Source organism: Deltaproteobacteria bacterium (genome assembly GCA_029858205.1).
In the GTDB taxonomy this organism is placed as follows: domain Bacteria; phylum Desulfobacterota; class GWC2-55-46; order GWC2-55-46; family DRQE01; genus JAOUFM01.
This window is the reverse complement of the sequence record JAOUFM010000017.1, coordinates 1-19,194: the sequence shown is the minus strand read 5'-3', so window position 1 is coordinate 19,194 and position 19,194 is coordinate 1. Positions and strand designations below refer to the sequence as shown.

Genomic DNA, 19,194 nt, shown 5'->3' with positions numbered 1-19,194 from the left:
CATGCCGACGATCCTTATAACCGACATATTGATTTACGCGCTCGCGGCAGCTGTCATTTACTTCGCCATTTCGGCACGGCGGGGCACGGGGCTTGCGGCCTCTGTGTGGGGCCACGTGAGAAAAGACCGCTTTGCAATGATTGCCCTTGCCGTACTGGCAGCGTATGCCCTGATAGCGCTTGCCGACTCTATCCGCTGGAGAAGCCGCGTTGAAAATACCGATGCCGCAAAAGGCGCGCTGCACTCGGCAGAGGCGCTCTCGATTCTGGACAGGGTGTTTACAGGGCTTAGAACCAACACGGAAAAGACCTTCTCCGCTCCGCTTGCCGGAAAATCGTTTGCAAAGGAGAGCATGACTCTCGCGGACGGAAGAACTGTCAGGGATTATCCGGCTCTAAAGCACCCGGGCTCGCACCTGCTTGGCACTGACAAGGTCGGCACGGACGTGCTCTACATGGCGCTAAAGGGAGTAAGAACAGGCGTTGTCATCGGCACAGGAGCAACACTTCTCATGGTGCCATTCGCGCTCTTATTTGGCGTTCTCGCCGGGTATTTTGGCGGCATAACAGACGACCTTATACAATACGTCTACACCACCCTTGCATCCATACCTTCGATACTCTTAATCGTCGCCTTCATGCTTCTCTTCGGCACAAAGGGCTACCAGGGCGGGCTTGTAACAGAGGACGAAATATCGCTTGGCGTGTTCGTCTTTAACGACCGCCTTTTCTGGCTCTGCGTCATCATGGGAATAACCTCATGGACAGACCTCTGCCGCCTTATACGCGGCGAGACGCTCAAACTAAGGGAACTCGAATACGTGCAGGCAGCGCGCGCCTTCTCCGTATCCAACGCAGGAATAATCGCAAGGCACCTTATACCAAACGTGCTGCACCTTGTGCTCATAACATTCGTTTTGCAGTTTAGCGGACTTGTATTGGCAGAGGCAGTGCTTAGCTACATAGGCATTGGTGTCGGCCCGGAAACAGGCAGCTGGGGTAACATGATAAACACAGCCAGGCTCGAGCTATCGAGGGAGCCCGTTGTCTGGTGGAACCTCCTTGCTGCATTCGCATTCATGTTCGCGCTTGTGCTTCCGGCAAACGTGTTTGCGGATAGCGTACGTGATTCGCTGGACCCGAAACTTAGACAAGGCAGAGGAAAATGAAGCCTGTCATAGAAGTAAAAAACCTAAAGACCCACTTTGACACGCCCTTTGGCACTGCGCGGGCCGTTGACGGCGTGTCCTTCGATATTGCAAAGGGCGAGACCTTCGCAATCGTCGGAGAGTCCGGGTGCGGAAAGTCCATGACAGCCCTCTCTATAATACAGCTCGTGCCAGAGCCGTCCGGAAAGATAGCCGAAGGCGAGATACTCTTAAACGGCAAGGAAATAACAAGGCTTACAGAGGCTGAAAAACGGGATATCCGCGGCGCGTCAATTTCCATGATATTCCAGGAGCCGATGACGTCCTTGAACCCGGTGTTCACGATAGGCGAGCAGATAGCCGAGGCAATCAGGCTGCATCAGGGGAAAAACAAGGATGAGGCGCGTAAAATCGCAATCGAGATGCTCGGGAAGGTCAGGATGCGCAACCCCGACACCTTGTATAATGAATACCCGCACCGCTTATCCGGCGGCATGCGCCAGCGCGTGATGATTGCCATGGCGCTAAGCTGCCGGCCGGATCTGCTCATCGCCGACGAACCAACGACCGCGCTCGACGTCACCATACAGGAGGAAATACTAAAGCTCATCGCCGAGCTAAAGAAAGAGCTTGGCATGGCAGTGCTCCTTATAACGCACAACATGGCGCTTGTTAAACAGAACGCCGCACGCGTTGCGGTGATGTACGCAGGGAAAATAGTGGAACTCGCACCAGTCGAGAATGTGTTCAAAAGGCCGCTTCATCCGTATACAGTAAAGCTTCTTAACTCCATGCCTGCTGCCGTGAAGCGCGGCAAAGCGCTCGACACAATACCCGGCACAGTGCCCGCGTCGACCGATTACGGAGCAGGCTGCCGATTTGCCGGCAGATGCGATAAGGAAATGGCCGGGTGCAGGGCAGCTGAGCCCCTGCTGCTGGAAGTAGAGGCAGGACATACGGCAGCTTGCCATCTTTTTGATAAGGAATTCATGGCATCGGATAAAGCGCGGCCTGTTGGCGTAACGGAGAAGACGGAACCCCCAAAGCCAGCGGCAGCGGCAACTTCAAAGGAGACGATACTCGACATACAGGGGCTTAAACAGCACTTCCCTATTAAAAAGGGCTTTCTTAAGCGCACAAAGGGCCACGTAAAGGCGGTTGACGGCATAGATATAAGCGTAAGAAAGGGCTCGACCCTTGCGCTTGTGGGAGAGTCCGGGTGCGGAAAGACAACTGCCGGGAAATCCATACTAAGGCTAATCGAGCCCACGGGCGGAAAAATACTTTTTGGCAATACGGATATCTCGGCGCTCGCTAAGAACGAACTTCGAAACTTCAGGAGCAAGATACAAATCATATTCCAGGACCCGTACTCGTCGCTTAACCCGAGGATGACAGCCGGAGATATCATTGCAGAAGGCATACGAAGCCTTAAGCCCGGGCTTTCGAATGACGAGACAGAGCGGAAAATAGATTCGGTACTATCGCTTGTGGGTTTGACAGCAGATGCAAAGGGCCGCTATCCGCACGAGTTCTCCGGCGGTCAGAGGCAGCGCATAGGGATAGCACGGGTTCTGGCAGTTGACCCGGAGTTCATCATCTGCGACGAGGCAACAAGCGCCCTGGATGTTTCGGTGCAGGCGCAAATACTAAACCTTCTAAAATCCATACAGAGGGAGCTTGGAATATCGTTTCTCTTCATAACGCACGACTTGGGGGTTGTCGAGTATATTGCCGACGAGGTGGCGATTATGCAGGACGGACGTATTGTTGAACACGGGACGGTGGAGGAGATTTTCTCGTCTCCTCAAAATGAGTATACGAAGAAGCTGCTTGCAGCGGTGCCGAGGCTATAGGTCTTTAAACATCCTGCCCCAAGACCAAATACTTCCTTCCTTTTCCAAAACCCGCATATCCTGCAACCTGCCAAACGGTTCATTATTAAATTTCAAATCAATTTCCATTCCCTCGCAAAAGACAAGGCTATATCCATCTTTATGCTTTTGTATCTCATTAAACATATAATTTTCGATGTTTGACTTATCTTTTACCTGCAAATCGCATAGATTTCTCAAAACCACCGTACATTCCACCAACGGAAACGTATAGCGTCTGAAAAACAGAAACTTTTTATCCTGCCTGACCGCGCCCTCCTGCTCAAAATATTCCCTTTCAAATACGGCACTCCATGTTCCATCATTCTGATTATACACCGCTTTGGGCAGACAAAACCGTGCATCATGAAGTATGTCGAACGCCTTATATAGCGCACTTTCATCGTTAATTTCGATAGTAATCATCTTTAAATCTTTCATCACCAACTTATTCCTTCAACATAGCAAGTTTGGCATCAGACGAGGCATAAGCTATTTCCACTACAGGCCATCAGGCGGCCTTGGGGTAGAAGAATATGGTGCGCAGTGCCAACCCTACCCGGCTTTAACCTTCTTTTGCCTATACGCCTCCCTTTTCAACAAAACAGCATTCAATCTTTGCCGCTGCTCATCGCTCAAGGGAGCCTTCTTTATTTTACGCAAAATCTCCGAGGTCATATATCCTGACCTGAAAAAATACGGTCTACACTCCAAAAAGCAAATTGCGGCTTCCATGGCTTCTTCCTCACCGGCAAGCATTCTTTCACACGCACCTTCGTACCCGCCTGGAAAAGCAAGTTTATCGTATCTCGCATGAAACTCCGCGCAGGCATTTGACCATTCCATATGTTTTTCCTTGCTCTCATCCCTATAAGCTACGGTCTCGTGGATACGCGCATCTATGCGCCTTATCTCTTCGGCATTTCTTAATATTAATTCCTTTAATTTAGACATGCTATATGAATTCCCTTCCCTAATAGGCCACTAGGCGGCCTTAGGTTAAAAGAAAATGCTTAGCGATGTCAGGGCTACGAACTACCACATTCCATGTGGCGGTATGTTCTTTTCCAGTATAAATATTTCATCGACACTATCGGAATCAACAAGCGACGTATTACCTTTAGTCATCTTGAACTCCAAAAAAATACGCGAATTCTCAAAATACACTCTGTGCGGTGCAAAACCAAGCTGTCTATACTCTTCTCCAAATATACTCCCATATACTTTTTTAAAAGTACCAAAATCGGTTCCGACCCCAACCCCATCTTTTAGACGAAACTTTTTGCTATCGACAACTATCCCTTTAACACGAACGGCCTCGCCATAATCGGCATAACCCCACGAACTTGACAAAATTATATAAAATCTATCTCCATCTTTTTCAACAACACATGACAGATACATGGAAGAAGATGCGTCGCTTGGAGAAAAAACTCTCGTCACTCCTTCTCCGCATTTCATCTTCTGCTTTGCCGCCTCGTATGGCATCCCTAACTTTATACCAAGATGGTCTTGAACAGCACCAATAAATTTCTCTTCGGCCTCAAGCCTTTTGTTCTCACCGTCCATACAGCCACAAATAAACAAAAAAACAAACAGCACAGAAACAATTCTTCCACCTTTTTTTAGCATAAGGTTCATAAAATAATATGTCTACGGAGAACCACCAGTGATGCTCGCCCTACACGATTAGCCCGGTTTATTATTCCTATTTTTACCCGATATCTCAAAAAAATGCAGCTTCCCCCCCACAGGCCGCCAAGTTTTCTGCCAGACGCTAAAAAAGTCTTTACCCAACATAAACCGGCAAGTTGCCTATCAGGCTAGGCGACGGGCATTTTTGCTCCGCAGGCGTATCTTTTGTGATACGTCGAGGAAGCAAAAATGCCCGGCAACAACGCATGACAGGCAAATCGCCGGTTTCGTAACGCCTACAAACTATCCAAGGCTTTCTTAAGCAACCCCTTCACTTCCTCCGCCAGCGGCTCCATGTCTTTCCTACCCACACGGGATAAAGACACCACCGGATCCACTGCCGTAACGGTCGAGCCCTTCCCTCCCTCGTTCTCATACACGATGACGTTACAGGGTAGAAGAAGCCCGATTTCGAGCTCTTCGGTAAAGGCCCTGTACGCAAACGGCGGGTTGCAGGCGCCAAGTATTATGTATTTACGAAAATCCTTATCGAGTTTTTTCTTCAAGGTCGCCTTCACGTCTATCTCTGTAAGAACCCCGAAACCCTGTGCGCTAAGGGCCTTCTTGGTCTTTTCTATTGCCTCCTCGTAGGAGATATCGAGCTTCTTAGACATTCCGTAGTTTCCCATATACTGCCTCCTTTAAGTGTTTTCTTATGTATAAAGTCTACCCCATTTCAGGCCGTGTTGCAAAGCATACGAAACAGCCAAATAAAAAAGCCCCCGCCTTTGGGCGGGGGCTTAAAAAAACAAACCGCGCTGCTACCTCTTTTTAGTCACCTTCTTCGGCTCTACCATCTGAACCTCGCCTGCTGCAACCTCTCTAAGAGCGCTCACAACCGACCTGTTCTCCGACTCAACAAGCTTTCTTGAGCCTTTTATGATTTGCCTTGCCCTCTGCGCGGCAACGTGCACAAGCGCAAAACGGCTCGGAATCTTTTCCAAACAATCCTCAACTGTTATTCTCGCCATCTACCAAGCACCTCCTTTCGCATGAAACGAAGGTATAAGTCTACCACAAAAACCCCGTAAAAAGCAAGCCCCCGGGGCCATACGCGCTTACCCGTCGCGCTTGGTGCGCTCTGCCATTATAATGGCCTTTAGCTTTTCAAAGGCCTTCTCTATATCGTCGTTCACTATTATATAGTCGTACGAAGAGGACATTTTTATCTCCTCCTCTGCGGCAGCCACCCTTTTATCGAACTCGGCCTTGTCCATGACGCCCCTGCCAGAGAGCCTCTTTGCGCATTCTTCTATGGAAGGCGGCGTTATGAATATGTAGACGCCCTTTCTATACTTCTTGGAGAGCTGCTCCGCGCCCTGCACGTCTATATCAAGGAGCACGTCTTTTCCGCCGTCAAGTATCGCCTCGAGGTCTTTTTTCGCAGTGCCGTACCTCTTGCCGTGCACCCCTGCGTGCTCGAGGAACTCGTTATTTCCAACCATCGCGTCGAAGGCCGCGTCGTCTACGAAGCGGTACTCAACCCCGTCTCTCTCGCCAGCCCTGGGCTTACGCGTGGTATAAGAGACGGAAAAACCCATGCCCTCGACCTCGCCAAGGACTTTGGAAGAAAGCGTGCTCTTACCGGCGCCCGAGGGGCCAGACATTATAAATAACTTCCCTTTTCTATTTTCGATAACCATCAGTTATATTGCCTCTTGCTGCAACCGGTGGGGTAGTGTCTTATATTCTACTCTATATTCTGCACCTGTTCACGCACTTTTTCAATATCTCCCTTTATCTCGATAACTGCCATGGTAATGCCCGTTTCCTGGGCCTTGGATGCGATGGTGTTGGCCTCTCTAAGGAACTCCTGGCAGAGGAAATCGAGCTTTCGTCCGACGGGCTCGGTCATAGAGAGATAGCTTCTTGCCTGTTCTATGTGGGACTTTAGCCTGACTATTTCCTCTGCCGTGTTTACGCGCTCGGCAAAGTACGCGGCCTCGGCCATAATCCTGTCCTCATCGGCCTTGCCAAGGAGCGAGGTTATCTCGGATTTAAGCCTTTCCCTGTACTTCTCAACCGAGGCAGGCATGAGCTTTTCAACTGCTGCGACATGCGCCTCCATGGAGGCAAGCCTGTCGCAAATATCGGCGCCGAGCGTAGCGCCCTCTCTTACGCGCATGGTATCGAGCTCGTCAAAGGCCTTGGAAGCCGCGTCCATCAAAACGGCCTTATCCGAATCCGCGTCAACCGCAGCAGGAGCGCCGAATACGTCCTTAAGCTTAAGAAGGAATCTCGCGTCTATGGAGCCGTCAACGCCAAGCGCCTTGCCGATATCCTCGGCAGCCTTCTTGTAGGCACGGGCAACGTCCATATTAACGCTCACCGGAGGGGCATCTTTAGAGCCGCTTCCGATGTAGATACTGAAAGAGCCGCGCGAGAACTTCTTCTTCACCGCGTCCCTAAGCGCAAACTCGTGGCGAAAGAACCTCTCTGGCATCTTTACGCCGACGTCAAGGTGGCGGTTATTTAGCGTTTTGACCTCGATATAAAAGGTCTCAACGCCGCTTCCGGTAGGCGCATCAAAGGTAACCCTTGCGTACCCTGTCATGCTCTTTACATTCGTCTTCACGCGCGTATCTCCTTTTGGTACATCCTTCTTAGCATGGAAAACATCTCTCTAGCCTCTTTTGCCGAGTAATCCGGGTAAGTCCATTCAAGAGGTCTAAAGCCGCCCTCTTTCTTCGAATAAAGGAGTGTGGGCTCTGCGTACACCCCGCCCCTTATGTGCACGCGGTGCGAAAAATTCTTCGTGCTCGCAAGCACCACGTTATGGAGCGTCACGTACCCGGGGTCGATGTTTACCCGCCTCTTCCCGTTTGGGCCAAGAAAGGCCTCTTCGACTTCGTTCGTAAAGAGCTTTGCCGCTGCTATCTCTTCGGGCGCAACGAGCTTTGCGTACGAAACGAAGATACGCGAAAGAGCCGGCCCCATTTCTTCTTTATAGTAATCCGTGTGCGCAAACCGTGCCACATCCGATACATAGTCCTCGGCGCCAAACACAGCCTTCAGCCGTACGCGCACATCGGTAAAGGACGAAACGTCGGTTGCAATAACACTCGAGAAAAGCTTTACCGGCTCCGGAAGGTTCGCGCGCCGCATAGGCCTCCAGACTTTAGTCCGCGAGCTTTGCTCTCACGGCAGCCTTTAGCTCATCAGGGGTAAGAGTAGCCGTGCCAAGCTTCTCAACAACAAGCCCTGCAGCGATGTTACTTAACACTGCCGCTTCCTCGTAAGTCGCGCCGGAAGCAAGCGAAAGTGCGAGCACCGCCATCGCGGTATCTCCCGCGCCGCTTACGTCATAAACCTCTCTTGCAACAGTCGGGATGTGGGTCTCAGAGCCGTCGAAGAAAAGGCTCATGCCGTGCTCTCCCCTTGTTATGAGAACGGCCTCCGCGCTCAAGCGGTCGAGCAGGGCGTGCGCGGCCTCCCTTAAACTCTCTCCGTCCTTTATCTTTATGCCCGAGGCAGCGGACGCCTCGTTGTTATTTGGCGTAATCACAGATACGCCCCAGTAATAGTCCATATGCTCGACCTTCGGGTCAACTGCAAGCTTTACGCCCCGCTTGGCGCACGCGTCCTTTAGCCTCTCGACAAGCTCGCGGCTGACGTACCCCTTGGCGTAATCCGATACGACAACGACATCTGCAACAGAGACAAGACGCGCCACACTTGAAAGGATTTTCGAGCGCATCTTCGGGGAATACGGCTCAGAGTTCTCTCTATCGAACCGCACAACCTGCTGATGCTGCGCAACGATGCGCGTCTTTATGGTGGTCGGACGGTGACGGTCAGTGAACACGCCCGAGCCCGTGATGCCGCGCTCCTTGAGCATTTTCTTTAGCGCATCGCCGTCCCTGTCTCGCCCGATTACACCCGAGAGAGCGGCGTGTCCGCCAAGAGAAGCGATGTTGCAGGCGACGTTTGCAGCGCCGCCAAGCACCACCGTCTCGTTTGTAACGTTCACGACCGGCACCGGGGCCTCCGGGGAGATACGCGTAACGCTTCCCCAGATAAAGTGGTCCACTATCAGGTCGCCTGCCACAAGCACACGCGCCTTTTTCATGGAATTAATTATTGCCAGAGCCTTCTTTAAGTTGAGTATCCTTTTCATTCGTTTTGTCCGTCCGGGTTAAAGGTTATCCTTATACCATCCGATACATCTGCCAAGCCCTTCTTCGAAGCCCACCTTCGGGTCGTAGCCAAGATACTTCCTTGCAAGAGATATATCGGCAAAGGAATGGCGTATATCGCCAGCCCTCTGCGGCCCGTAAACAGGCCTTATGCCCTCCTTGCCAAGAAGCTTTGCAATCGCATTATAAAGCTCGTTTAACGTGACCCTGCCTGCCAGCGCTATGTTATACGCCCTTCCTGCAGCTTCCTTCGGCGCAAACGCTGCCTTTATGTTCGCGTCAACGACGTTGTCTATATAGGTAAAATCCCTTGATGTCTCGCCGTCGCCATTTATGGTCGGCGCCTCGTTTGCGAGGAGCTTTCTAACGAATATCGGGATTACCGCCGCATAAGGAGAAAGCGCGTCCTGTCTTGGCCCGAACACGTTAAAGTAACGAAGCCCTATTGTCTCCATGCCGTAGTTTCTCTCGAATGCCTTTGCGTAGAGCTCGTTCGAGACCTTTGTTATGGCATACGGAGAGAGCGGAGAGCCCTCATCGCCTTCCTTCTTCGGAAGCGTTGCCGAATCCCCGTAAACAGAAGAACTCGACGCGTATACGAAACGTTTTATCCCTGCATCCTTTGCCGCGATAAGCACATTTAGCGTGCCTACTACGTTAATTGCCGTTGACGTGAACGGGTCCTGTATGGAGCGCGGCACAGAGCCAAGCGCTGCGTTATGAAGAACGATGTCGACACCTTCCACCGCCCGCTTACAGGCCTCTACGTCCCGTATATCGGCCTCGATAAACTTAAACCGCCCGCTTCCCTTTGAAGCATCCTCGATATCAACGATATTTTTACGCGCACCGGTCAAGAGGTTATCCATTACAGTAACGCTATGACCGTCCTTGAGAAGCGCCAGGGAAAGATTCGAGCCTATAAAGCCGCCGCCCCCGGTTACAAGAAAACAGCGCGCCTTGTCATTTAATGAGCCAATAGCCACTATCTTGCCTTTCCTTTCACGCCCTTCTCGTTATGCGCTGCTATGCGATGGGCCTTTGCCATTATACTTTTTATCATCTTTCTATCGGTCATATCAAACTTATTTTTCCCTGCGTACGCGTGCCCGAAGCGTACGATATCGGCCTTTGTGACGTTTACTGTCCTCTGGGCCGAGAAGACGAATTGACCGAGGTCTTTTATAACCCTGCTTCTTGCAGGAGAGCTTCTCCTGTTCACGCGCTGCAAATCAACGAGTATAAGCTCGCCTGACGACGGCCTATAGAATATATGCAACAGATAAAAATCCTGGTGGTTAAAACCCATATCGTGGAATCTTCTTGCCAACCTACCCACTTCTCCCAGTATGCGCCGCTTCTCTCCAACGCCGTCAGCGCCTTTTGTTTTAAGAAGCGGCATATAATCGGAAAGCCTTATTGCGCCGCGAATCTCCTCGGAAATATAGAACGACTCGACCACCATGCCGCCCTTCTTTCTCTCGCCGTAGGCAACGGGCACTGGCGTAAGAAAGCCTTCCTTCGAGAGAAGCACGGTCATGTCCCATTCGTTACGTCCGTCCTCCGGATGCGGCAAATTGATGAGCCGCTTAAGGGCCTCGCCGTGAGTCCACTTATGGCGCTTAAGGAAAAACGCCTTCAACGTCTGCCCATCCGGCAATTCAAACCTTATAATCGAGCGAGTTGCCTTGCGCTTTATAACGCGCCCACCCTCGAAGTTCATAACGGCATCGAAGCCCAGGAGGCCGCCTTCTTTCAGCGCGTTCTCATAAGCGGCGTTAACTGTAAGCCCGTCTCTTTCATTGAATTCCATCAGCCACCGTGCCTTGCGGTCTTTTGGCGCTTCTTCCACGCGGCATACCGCGCGGATGCAGTTTTCACTACAAGGCCCATGTCAACGCCTTGCCCTGCCTTTGAAGAAAGCTCTCTTTCGTAAGCAGGAAGGAATTCACCCTCAACCCATTCCCTCTCGTTCATGCGCATGCCGTAACCAACGAATGCAGTAAGGTCTGCTGCCGCGCCCTTTCTATCAAATGACCGGCAAAGGCGCGTCTGATCAATGTCGACGAAACAGAACTCAAAACCCTTTTTGCCGCTGCCTTCGAGCATAAGTATGTTCGTCCATTTAAGATCCCCATGCACAGCGCCTGCGACGTGAAAAGCAACAACGGCCTTTGCAAGCGATGCCGCAAGAGCGGGAAATGTCTTTAGGCCGCGCTCTTTGGAAAGGTTGCCGAGATCGTTTACTGCACTTACGTAGCGCGAAACAAAGTACGAGACCCTACTACCCTCGGCATACGCAAGAGGCTCTGGCACGGGAAGGCCCTTTTCGAAAAGCGCCTCGCTCCTTTTAAAAAGGCTTTTTGCCCTTGACCCGGCAATCCTTCTCGCAAGCGAATGCAGCGCGCCCTTGTAGTTAAACCTTTTTACAAGAAGCTCGACATCCCCGAGCTTCCTTACTCCTATGGCGGACGAGGCACTGCTCTTTATAATACGCGCGCCGGCGCCGGAAAATACATCCGGCAAAGCAAGCATCTCCTCTATGCCGAGCGTTTCCGCTGCCTTTGATATTTTTATCTTCAATCCGCCCATAAATAAACGCAGCGCGCTATTTTATCCTGTATATGACATAATCGGCCTTGCTGCTTTCGCCGCTGAAATATTTGACCTCTTCAAGGTAATTCTTTTTCTGCGCATCGAAACCTGCAAAGGTAGCGGAAAAGTCCTTTACATACCCGGCAACGTAAATAACGCCCTTTTCCTTTGCCGACCGCACGAGCTCGTCGACAGTCTTCTCCGTCCTCGGCACGTACTTTGCGCCTGCAAAATATACGAACACGTTATTATGGTCGTGGTAGCTAGGCTCGACACTTACGCTTTGCCCGGGCCCGACGTTTTCCTTGAACCATTTTCCGGCTGTTATCTCGCCTATCTGGTGCGCCCTTACCGGATAGGTCTTTCTTAGCTGCATGGCCGTAAGCGCCACAAGAACCGCGACAGCAACGATAAGCGCACGCTTATTCCACCCGGAGCGCGCTGCAAGGGAGTCTACGAAATAAATAAACCCTGCTGATGAAAATATCAAAAACACCGCCATGTGCTCGACAAAATATCTTGAATCCGGACGTATGACGGTATAAAGGACGGTATAAGCGCCCCAAATAACAAATAGAAATATATCCTCGCTCCTTCTTTCGCGCCGAAACCTCGCGTAAAGTCCTGCCGCGAACAGGACAAAGAACGGCCACGTGTGCGTTCTCATGAAATTCCTGGCAAGCTTTGAAATGTTTTCCTCGTTCTTGACTATCCCGCTCGTTGCGTCCACTATATTAGATGTGGTAAGTTTTCCCGATATCCTCGCCTCTCCGAAATGATCATACATATGATAAATATAAGGCGCAGCGGCAACCAGGAACACCGCCCATGCAACACAAAGAAGTTTTACGCGTACGAACCAGTCTTTACCGAGAGCGCGGATATTATCAACAAAAAGCCATACGGACAGCAGTCCGAGGAGCCCCGCGCCCTCGGGCCTCGTAAGGTACGCAAACGAGGAAAAAAGCCCTGCGAGCGCCATGTAAAGGAAACTTCTATCCCTAACGCCCTTTATGGCGAATATAAGAAAGGCCGCAAGAAGAAAACCGTAGAGCCCTTCGGTCAGCACCTCGCCGCTGTAGCGCACGACGAAATAGTGCACGGCAACGAAGAAGGCCGCGGTAAGCGCGATTTTCTCATCGTACAGGCGCCTGCAAAGATAATAGACAAGCGGCACCGTAAGGGAACTAAAGAACATCGCCACAAGCCTGCCTGCGAACTCAGGATCGTCTACGACATTAAGCGCGATAGCGACAGTAAACGGATACCCTGGAGGAACAAGCCAATCGACAAGCCCTCCAAAACCCATTGACGAAAAATTACCGGCCAGATAAAGATATATTACGCTATCGGAAGCAACGGTAACGGCTATGAGCGCCATGCACAGGCGAAATAGAACGGCGAACATGAATATCGCCAGAAACTTCCTTCCTGCCGGCATCTCCTGTATCGTCTTCAACAACCCCATTTATCACCCCTTGGCAGACAACGAGACTACCTCATGAAAATGGCGCGCACCCTGTAGTAAAGCGCCTTTACGGAAAACGGCCTCATGGCAAGCGATCTTTGGGCCACACTTATCATGTCCTCTTTTTTTATCCTGTGCCTTAGCCCCGCCTTTAGATACTTTATATACTCGAGAAAAAGCTGCTCCTCTATGACCGGGCGCATTTCCTCGCTATCCTCGTCCCTTAGAAGTTTTTCAAATGCCATGACCTTTTCTCTGCGCATCCAGAAGGGCTTGCCGCGCGAGATATTGGTATCGTGCATCCTGTAGTAAAGCACCGGCTCGTTTAAGTATCCGACATTTGCCCTTCTCGCAAAAAGGTAGCGCGTGTACACGTCCTCGCTGTAAAAGTTCGTGTCAATGCCGCCAAGGGCACGCAGCCTCTCGGTCTTGAATATTCCCGTGTGCATTATCATAAGAGTCCTGCTCTTGACAAACTGTTCGAAGGTATGCAGCGCCGTTACATGCGATGGCTTGCCGACCCCGTCCTTGATTATCACCTCTCCTGGCGCACCCGAGGCGTCCATTATGCGCGCATTGGCAAATACGCAGTCGTATTCCTGATGGGCCTCCATGTACTCGACCCTCTTACGGATGCTTCCCTCTGTCATGATGTCGTCGGAGCAAAGCTCGATGAAATATTTTCCATCTGCGGCATCGAGCCCCACACTTAGCGTCTTTGCAACTCCCTCGTTTTGCTTGGATACGTACGTAAAGGCGCCGCCCGAGGCCTTTAGCTTCTCCATTACCACCTTGTCAGTTGAATCCGTCGAGCCGTCGTTTATGACCATAAGCTCAACCGCCGGGTAGTCCTGCGTGAGCACGCTGTCTATCGCGGCGGCAACGTAAGCCTCGTGGTTATAAACGGGAATGACGACTGAAACGAGCGGCGTCTTTTTCTTGAACTGGAAATCTTTTTGTTCTAGCGCTTGCCTTGTCATACACGCACCCACCTCTCGGGTATAAGGTCCCTGGTATCCTTATCGAACGAAGCAAACCAGTTTGGCGGCGCAAAAACACGCTTAAGAGGATTTGCGCCAAGCCACGCCCCCCACCATGAAAAAGAACTGTTGGCTATTATATGATGCTTACAAAGGCTCATCAGATGCATGTCCTCGTACGGCCTCTCGATGTTGCCATCGGCAAAAGTCGTAGGAAACTCTGATTTAATATTGGCCTTTGTCCATGCGATATCGTCGGAGAACACGAAAAAATGCGGCATGGCCAGATCGGCTGCCGCCCTTTTCATGGCCTCGCCGTAATACTCAAGCGTGCAAGTGCCGTGCACGGCGTTGGTCTTAGCGTTGGTGACATAATCGCCCCTTCTTACATGAAGTGAAATGGCATCTGCCTGGCCCATCATGGAAGCCAATTCCATGTTGCGTCCGGAAAGAGCGCCCTTGAACGCGAAGTCGCTCCTTATTGCTCCCCTTGCGTCGCTAAAATATTTCTCGCTTTGCCAGTTGCCTTCCATATACACATTTTCCCCGAGCGAAAGTATGCGCTTATCGAAGTTAAACTGCCTTTCCTTTACATAACGAAGCATCGACGCGGGCGTCACCGAGTCGAGCGAACGCCTAAGCCCTTTTGGCAAAGAATCCCGCCATGATTCTCTGCACGCCATGATCTCGTCCTTTGTTGCAACCTTTACATCAAGAGCAAAACACCCGAGCGCATAATATCTCGAATCCACTCCGGCAAAGCCCGTTATATTGCCGAAATCCCCGGTATCGAGCTTGAGCTCTGAGTTACGGCGAAGCGCAACCGCCCTGGCAGCAGCGTACTGGAACATCTGGTTACCGAGCCCGCCCGTAAGTTTTACAATGACCACGCCGTATCTCCATTCCTAAAACGCAAGAAGCAACCTAAGATACAACGCCTTTAGAGACCACGGCCGCATCTCTCTTGCGCGCCTTATATAGGGCTTTAGCTTTTCCCTGTCCATACCGGCCTTTATGCCGTCCCGAAAATATGCGACATTGTACTTGAAGAGCCGCTTATCTATCCATCTCTTCACTGCAGGGTCGTCGGTCATACGCGTAAGCTTATCTAACGCAAGTATCTTCTCAGGCACAATCCTTAACGGGCTGCCCGACACGTTCGACGGGTGGCGCCGGTAGTTCATCACAGGCTCGTCGATATACTCTATCTTCGTCTTAAGTGTCAGCACGTAGCGCATGAGCATGTCTTCGCAATATCTAAAATCCTCGTCAAAGCCCCCGAGCCTTCTTAGAGTGTCTGTTCTTATCATGCCGGTTGGGAAAAATATCTCGGTTGCCTTGCTTATGTAATCCACGAGACCGTGCACCGGGCTCCTGTGCCCTGTCTTGCCAGAGTCCTTTATAAGGCGCTTATTGGTTTTTTCATTCCCGTACATGAGCAGGCAATCCGCAAACACGGCATCGATGCCGGGGTTTTTCTCAAGGAACTCAACCCTCTTCACTATGCTCCCAGGGATAAGCGAATCATCGGAAGCAAGCTCGGCGAAATAGCTGCCCTTTGCCATGGATAAGCCGAGGTTAAGTGTCTTTGCAAGCCCTTCGTTCTTCTTGTCGACATACCTAAATGCTCCGGGATGCCTTTTCGTAAGCCCTTCTATCTTTTCAAGTGTTGAATCCGTGGAGCCGTCGTTTATGACTATCAAATCAAGCGCAGGGTAGCGCTCGGCAAGTATGCTCTCCACACACTCCTCTATATAAGGAGCATGGTTATACGCCGGAATAACGACCGTCACCACAGGCATCTGCTCAGGCATTCTTTAGCACCTCGCCGTAGACATCGATAAACGCCCTTGCCATCTTCGTAACCGTAAACGACTCCTCGACCTTCAACCTCAAAGCGCGGCCTTCCCTGTATCTTTCTCCCTCGTCCATGTCTATGACCTCGGCCATGGCCTTTGCAAGGGCCTCGCTGTTTTTAGGCTCCACAATGCGCGCTATGCCGGTAAGCGCTTCCTTTATGCCTCCTACATCGGCGGCTGCTATGCAAACGCCAGCTGCCATTGCCTCGAGTATTGCGAGCGGAAACCCCTCGGCAACAGACGGGAACACAAAGCAATCGAAGCCGCAAAGCAGTTTTCCCACGTCATTTCTATAGCCAAGGAATTTTACCTTGTCCGCTATGCCAAGCTTTTCGGCCTGCCCCTTAAGCTCCGCCTCGAGCGGGCCGCTCCCTATCATATACACGCGCATCACGCCGCGGGGCCGAAGCATGGAGAAGGCCTCAAGCATGTAGCTCTGGCCCTTTGTCGGCACAAGGCGGCCGACGGTGACATACGCGAACTCATCCTCGGCAATGCCAAGGGTTTTACGCGCCTCTTTCCTTTCGTCCGCTCCGTAAGCAACACTTACCGGGTCTATGCCGTTATAAACGACCTTCACCTTTTGCTTGTCGACAAAAAGATTATTCTTTAGTATATCGTCCTTCACGACATTGGAAACAGCGACAATGGCGGAAAGGAACCTGTAGGTAAAAAAGTTGGAAATCTTGCGCTTAAAGTTACGCGTCCTTCCGAGCCCGTGCACGTGCGCAACAATCTTTGGCCCCCTGGCAAAGAGCGAAGCCCATACCGAGTACACCGTGGCCTTGTGCTTATGGGCATGCACGATATCGGGCCTTTCCTCCCTTATTACGCGCGCGAGCTCTCTAACGGTATCGTACTCTCCGGGCTTCTCGCCAATGGCCTCTTCGATATAGATGGAGTTTACAAGCGAGAGATCGTTTCTCCTGCCTCTTAGAAAGCACGAGGACACATCGAACCCTGCCTTGGAGAGCCTCGCAAAAAGATCTGCATAGAGCGGCGAGCCATTTCCCGGGTCCTCGGTGAAAACGAACATTACCTTCCTACGCTTGCTCATCTATATGAAATATTCCTTTTCAAATGCTTCTTCCGTGCTTTTTTTCGATTCTTTTTCTGGCCGTAGCCATGACCTTGCTGCCAAGCTCTGTTTTACGCGCCTTAAGCTCGGGCATCCGCTTTAAGTACGCCGCAAAGCACGCCGCCCTGTCGGCGTCCGGCACGAGCACCATGCTGATTTGCACGAGGTTCCATTCTATCTTGTCGATAGGAGGCCGCCTCGGATACTTCACGTTTCTTTCGTTATCTATGAAAAAGAGCTCGCACCTGCCGTGCTCAGCTCCCTTGATAAGGATGTTCTCGAGCCTTAAGTCCCCGTGCACAAGGCCCAAGGCATGCATCCTGCCGACGGTATCGCCAAGGGCACGTGCGCATCTGCGCCTTATGCGAGAAGCCTCGGCCCCGCCTTTTTTCGCTAGTTCGCGAGACAACGTAAAGAGCCCTGTGACATCGTCAACAAAGGCGGTAACGAGAAAATTCCTCGCACCCGGGCCCTCTATCTCCATTACGAGCGGCGGCGTCTTAAAGCCGTTTTCCAGAAGCAGCCTTCCGCCCTTCCATGCGCGCATGGCCCGCGTGCCCTTAAAGCGCGTCTTTATTGGCTCGAAAAAACCGCGGCCGAGAAATTCCTTTACGGCATAATCAACGCCGCCAAACCCGAACTTCCAGACGCGGCTTGTTTCCGAGCTTTTAAGGCGCTTTAGCGCCTCGCTACCTTTGCCCTCGATTGCCGAAATCACGGCCTCGGCAAGGCCGCCCTTGCAAAGCGCCTCGTTTATAAGGACCTTCCACTTGCCCGAAACCTTAAGCCGCTTCTCAGATATTTCCATCCCTGTCAAAGCACCTCTGGCAGACAAAATCCTTGTCGGTTGTCGTGCCCGTAAATATCGCTCTCGCCTTTTGGTATTTCTCGCCGTTCCAGACGTCTTGAAAACTTTCCGGATATTTATCGGTAAACAGGTCTTCCTTGGTGTATATCTTGCAGCACGGCGCTATGGAGCCGTCGAAGTTGACGATCACCCTGTCCCAGAGAAACTTGCAAACGCTCTTGGCGCCTGAGTCGTCGTAACGGATGTATTTTTCGTCCTTCGGCAGCCAGTCCTTATTTTCCTCGAGTATGTCCTTAAAGTCCTTTTTATCGAAGTTCGTGACGTTTAGCCTTACCCTATGGGTTCTGAAGGCGACACCCATCTCAGAGGCCATCTTTCTCGCTGTTTCTATCTCGTGCTCGTTGTGCTTCATGGGTATGAACTGCCACCGAAGAAGCGGCTTCTTTTGCCCGAGTGTGTCCTTCACGTCAACCATAAGGCGAAGTGTAGCAAATATCTCATCTAGCTTGCCGCCGACCCTGTACTTCTCGTAAACTTCCTGGGTAGCGCCGTCTATGGAAAGGCTTATCAAATCAGGCTTTGCCTTTATTAACTCTGTTGCAAGGTCCTTCGAGACCTTCATTAGAGTAGTGCTGAGGATGACGTCCACGTCGTAGCGGCTCTTGGCATAGCGTATCATCTCGGGAAGGTCCTGGTTTAGAAGCGGCTCGCCCCAGTTATAGAGATGCAGCTCGTAGAGATACGGGCCGATCTCGTCGAATATCTTTTTAAAGGTCGAGAACTTCATCAGCCCCTTTACAGCACTCGACTCCTTTTTCCCTGTTGGGCAAAGCGGGCACGAGAGCGGGCACGCGTTCGAGACGTCCAAGTACGCGATCTGCGGCATGGACTTAAGAACAGTCCTTCTTTCGCGAAACTCGCGCTTATTTAGCGCCCGATTGTTTCGCCTCTTCCACCAGTGCGAGAGATTAAAGCCCGCCGGTGTCATTTTTTCGGTAGCAGCAGGTAACACCAAGAATTCTCCTGATAAAACAACGGGATGTAAGATGGTCCCTGTTTTTATTCAATAAATTATTGTATTATATGCCAAAGACACGGTCAATATAAAAGCTTATAAATATGAAGAAATCCCCTTATTCCGGCCGCGTTATTTGACAATAGAGCAGCCTCTCTGTTAACATTAACCATGCCTGTCGGACTCAAATTACGCGAAAGCCCGGGAACCCCGTCCATATAATATGACAAGCCTTAAAAAACTCCTCACAAGGCCGCTTGAGAAAACGCTTCGCTCCATAGCCTACGAGGACAGGTCTTCCCATATAAACGCGCCGCCATCGGAGCTCTTTATCGAGCCCACGAGCCAGTGCAACCTTAAATGCCCCATGTGTCCGCAAAGCACCGGACTTACGCGTAAACACGGGTTCATGGACATGGAGCTCTTTAGAAAGGTCATAAAGGACGCGGCAGAGATTGGCATACCGAAGGTGAGCCTCTTTATGGGCGGCGAATCGCTTCTGCATAAAAATATCGCAGACATGGTACGAGAGGCCGAAG

General features: G+C 51.3%; 22 protein-coding genes. 3 read left to right on the top strand and 19 right to left on the bottom strand.

What is annotated here, in order from left to right; translation table 11 throughout:
* Window position 1: 1 nt before the first annotated feature.
* Window positions 2-1,168: an ABC transporter permease gene (locus tag OEV59_09635; protein MDH4227989.1), complete on the top strand. Its 1,167-nt coding sequence runs from the start codon at window positions 2-4 to the stop codon at window positions 1,166-1,168.
* Window positions 1,165-3,003, top strand: a complete 1,839-nt coding sequence (locus tag OEV59_09630) for an ABC transporter ATP-binding protein (GenBank protein ID MDH4227988.1) — start codon at window positions 1,165-1,167, stop codon at window positions 3,001-3,003. Before OEV59_09635 ends, OEV59_09630 begins: the two co-directional genes overlap by 4 nt.
* On the opposite strand, the gene OEV59_09625 is transcribed toward OEV59_09630, so the two are convergent.
* From OEV59_09625 to OEV59_09535, 19 genes are all read right to left on the bottom strand, one after another.
* Entirely contained in the window at window positions 2,998-3,462 is a 465-nt protein-coding gene (locus tag OEV59_09625; GenBank protein ID MDH4227987.1) for a hypothetical protein, read from the bottom strand. The genes OEV59_09630 and OEV59_09625 overlap by 6 nt on opposite strands.
* A gap of 114 nt (window positions 3,463-3,576) precedes the next feature.
* Window positions 3,577-3,975: a hypothetical protein gene (locus tag OEV59_09620; protein ID MDH4227986.1), complete on the bottom strand. Its 399-nt coding sequence runs from the start codon at window positions 3,973-3,975 to the stop codon at window positions 3,577-3,579.
* Window positions 3,976-4,056: 81 nt separating this feature from the next.
* A complete protein-coding gene (locus OEV59_09615) occupies window positions 4,057-4,590 on the bottom strand; it encodes a hypothetical protein (protein ID MDH4227985.1) in 534 nt (177 codons plus the stop codon).
* A 362-nt stretch (window positions 4,591-4,952) separates the two neighbouring features.
* Entirely contained in the window at window positions 4,953-5,345 is a 393-nt protein-coding gene (locus OEV59_09610) for a DUF302 domain-containing protein (GenBank protein ID MDH4227984.1), read from the bottom strand.
* A gap of 132 nt (window positions 5,346-5,477) precedes the next feature.
* On the bottom strand, window positions 5,478-5,687 hold the full coding sequence (rpoZ, locus tag OEV59_09605) for a DNA-directed RNA polymerase subunit omega (GenBank protein ID MDH4227983.1): 210 nt from the start codon (window positions 5,685-5,687) through the stop codon (window positions 5,478-5,480).
* An 87-nt stretch (window positions 5,688-5,774) separates the two neighbouring features.
* Entirely contained in the window at window positions 5,775-6,359 is a 585-nt protein-coding gene (gene gmk, locus OEV59_09600; protein ID MDH4227982.1) for a guanylate kinase, read from the bottom strand.
* Between the two features lie 47 nt (window positions 6,360-6,406).
* Entirely contained in the window at window positions 6,407-7,291 is an 885-nt protein-coding gene (locus tag OEV59_09595) for a YicC family protein (GenBank protein MDH4227981.1), read from the bottom strand.
* Complete coding sequence (locus OEV59_09590; protein ID MDH4227980.1) at window positions 7,288-7,821, bottom strand: DUF4416 family protein; 534 nt, start codon at window positions 7,819-7,821, stop codon at window positions 7,288-7,290. Before OEV59_09590 ends, OEV59_09595 begins: the two co-directional genes overlap by 4 nt.
* Window positions 7,822-7,834: 13 nt before the next feature.
* Window positions 7,835-8,833, bottom strand: coding sequence for a D-glycero-beta-D-manno-heptose-7-phosphate kinase (gene rfaE1, locus OEV59_09585; GenBank protein MDH4227979.1), 999 nt, complete (start codon window positions 8,831-8,833; stop codon window positions 7,835-7,837).
* Window positions 8,834-8,851: 18 nt separating this feature from the next.
* Entirely contained in the window at window positions 8,852-9,838 is a 987-nt protein-coding gene (locus OEV59_09580; protein ID MDH4227978.1) for an SDR family oxidoreductase, read from the bottom strand.
* Window positions 9,838-10,665 carry a hypothetical protein gene (locus OEV59_09575; GenBank protein MDH4227977.1) on the bottom strand — a complete coding sequence of 276 codons (828 nt, stop codon included), beginning with the start codon at window positions 10,663-10,665 and terminating at the stop codon, window positions 9,838-9,840. The genes OEV59_09580 and OEV59_09575 overlap by 1 nt, the downstream gene beginning before the upstream one ends.
* Window positions 10,665-11,435, bottom strand: a complete 771-nt coding sequence (locus OEV59_09570) for a lipopolysaccharide kinase InaA family protein (GenBank protein MDH4227976.1) — start codon at window positions 11,433-11,435, stop codon at window positions 10,665-10,667. The genes OEV59_09575 and OEV59_09570 overlap by 1 nt, the downstream gene beginning before the upstream one ends.
* A 25-nt stretch (window positions 11,436-11,460) precedes the next feature.
* Window positions 11,461-12,906 carry a glycosyltransferase family 39 protein gene (locus tag OEV59_09565; GenBank protein MDH4227975.1) on the bottom strand — a complete coding sequence of 482 codons (1,446 nt, stop codon included), beginning with the start codon at window positions 12,904-12,906 and terminating at the stop codon, window positions 11,461-11,463.
* 35 nt (window positions 12,907-12,941) lie between these two features.
* Window positions 12,942-13,895, bottom strand: coding sequence for a glycosyltransferase family 2 protein (locus OEV59_09560; GenBank protein ID MDH4227974.1), 954 nt, complete (start codon window positions 13,893-13,895; stop codon window positions 12,942-12,944).
* Window positions 13,892-14,785 carry an alpha-1,2-fucosyltransferase gene (locus OEV59_09555; GenBank protein ID MDH4227973.1) on the bottom strand — a complete coding sequence of 298 codons (894 nt, stop codon included), beginning with the start codon at window positions 14,783-14,785 and terminating at the stop codon, window positions 13,892-13,894. Before OEV59_09555 ends, OEV59_09560 begins: the two co-directional genes overlap by 4 nt.
* Before the next feature lie 15 nt (window positions 14,786-14,800).
* Complete coding sequence (locus tag OEV59_09550) at window positions 14,801-15,709, bottom strand: glycosyltransferase (GenBank protein MDH4227972.1); 909 nt, start codon at window positions 15,707-15,709, stop codon at window positions 14,801-14,803.
* On the bottom strand, window positions 15,702-16,811 hold the full coding sequence (locus tag OEV59_09545) for a glycosyltransferase (GenBank protein MDH4227971.1): 1,110 nt from the start codon (window positions 16,809-16,811) through the stop codon (window positions 15,702-15,704). Before OEV59_09545 ends, OEV59_09550 begins: the two co-directional genes overlap by 8 nt.
* 19 nt (window positions 16,812-16,830) lie before the next feature.
* Window positions 16,831-17,640: a lipopolysaccharide kinase InaA family protein gene (locus OEV59_09540; GenBank protein ID MDH4227970.1), complete on the bottom strand. Its 810-nt coding sequence runs from the start codon at window positions 17,638-17,640 to the stop codon at window positions 16,831-16,833.
* Window positions 17,627-18,628, bottom strand: a complete 1,002-nt coding sequence (locus OEV59_09535) for a radical SAM protein (GenBank protein MDH4227969.1) — start codon at window positions 18,626-18,628, stop codon at window positions 17,627-17,629. The genes OEV59_09540 and OEV59_09535 overlap by 14 nt, the downstream gene beginning before the upstream one ends.
* Window positions 18,629-18,878: 250 nt before the next feature.
* On the opposite strand from OEV59_09535, the gene OEV59_09530 reads away from it, so the two are divergent.
* Window positions 18,879-19,194, top strand: a 316-nt coding sequence (locus OEV59_09530; protein ID MDH4227968.1) for a radical SAM protein, incomplete at its 3' end; no start/stop codon positions are given.

Excerpts from the sequence above, each read along its gene's own strand:
- OEV59_09590 (MDH4227980.1), bottom strand. The coding sequence starts at position 7,821 with ATGCGGCGCGCGAACCTTCCGGAGCCGGTAAAGCTTTTCTCGAGTGTT.
- gmk (MDH4227982.1), bottom strand. The coding sequence starts at position 6,359 with ATGGTTATCGAAAATAGAAAAGGGAAGTTATTTATAATGTCTGGCCCC.
- OEV59_09615 (MDH4227985.1), bottom strand. The coding sequence starts at position 4,590 with ATGGACGGTGAGAACAAAAGGCTTGAGGCCGAAGAGAAATTTATTGGT.
- rpoZ (MDH4227983.1), bottom strand. The coding sequence starts at position 5,687 with ATGGCGAGAATAACAGTTGAGGATTGTTTGGAAAAGATTCCGAGCCGT.
- OEV59_09630 (MDH4227988.1), top strand. The coding sequence starts at position 1,165 with ATGAAGCCTGTCATAGAAGTAAAAAACCTAAAGACCCACTTTGACACG.
- OEV59_09535 (MDH4227969.1), bottom strand. The coding sequence starts at position 18,628 with ATGACACCGGCGGGCTTTAATCTCTCGCACTGGTGGAAGAGGCGAAAC.
- rfaE1 (MDH4227979.1), bottom strand. The coding sequence starts at position 8,833 with ATGAAAAGGATACTCAACTTAAAGAAGGCTCTGGCAATAATTAATTCC.
- OEV59_09620 (MDH4227986.1), bottom strand. The coding sequence starts at position 3,975 with ATGTCTAAATTAAAGGAATTAATATTAAGAAATGCCGAAGAGATAAGG.
- OEV59_09635 (MDH4227989.1), top strand. The coding sequence starts at position 2 with ATGCCGACGATCCTTATAACCGACATATTGATTTACGCGCTCGCGGCA.
- OEV59_09610 (MDH4227984.1), bottom strand. The coding sequence starts at position 5,345 with ATGGGAAACTACGGAATGTCTAAGAAGCTCGATATCTCCTACGAGGAG.
- OEV59_09575 (MDH4227977.1), bottom strand. The coding sequence starts at position 10,665 with ATGGAATTCAATGAAAGAGACGGGCTTACAGTTAACGCCGCTTATGAG.
- OEV59_09560 (MDH4227974.1), bottom strand. The coding sequence starts at position 13,895 with ATGACAAGGCAAGCGCTAGAACAAAAAGATTTCCAGTTCAAGAAAAAG.
- OEV59_09550 (MDH4227972.1), bottom strand. The coding sequence starts at position 15,709 with ATGCCTGAGCAGATGCCTGTGGTGACGGTCGTTATTCCGGCGTATAAC.
- OEV59_09540 (MDH4227970.1), bottom strand. The coding sequence starts at position 17,640 with ATGGAAATATCTGAGAAGCGGCTTAAGGTTTCGGGCAAGTGGAAGGTC.
- OEV59_09625 (MDH4227987.1), bottom strand. The coding sequence starts at position 3,462 with ATGAAAGATTTAAAGATGATTACTATCGAAATTAACGATGAAAGTGCG.
- OEV59_09545 (MDH4227971.1), bottom strand. The coding sequence starts at position 16,811 with ATGAGCAAGCGTAGGAAGGTAATGTTCGTTTTCACCGAGGACCCGGGA.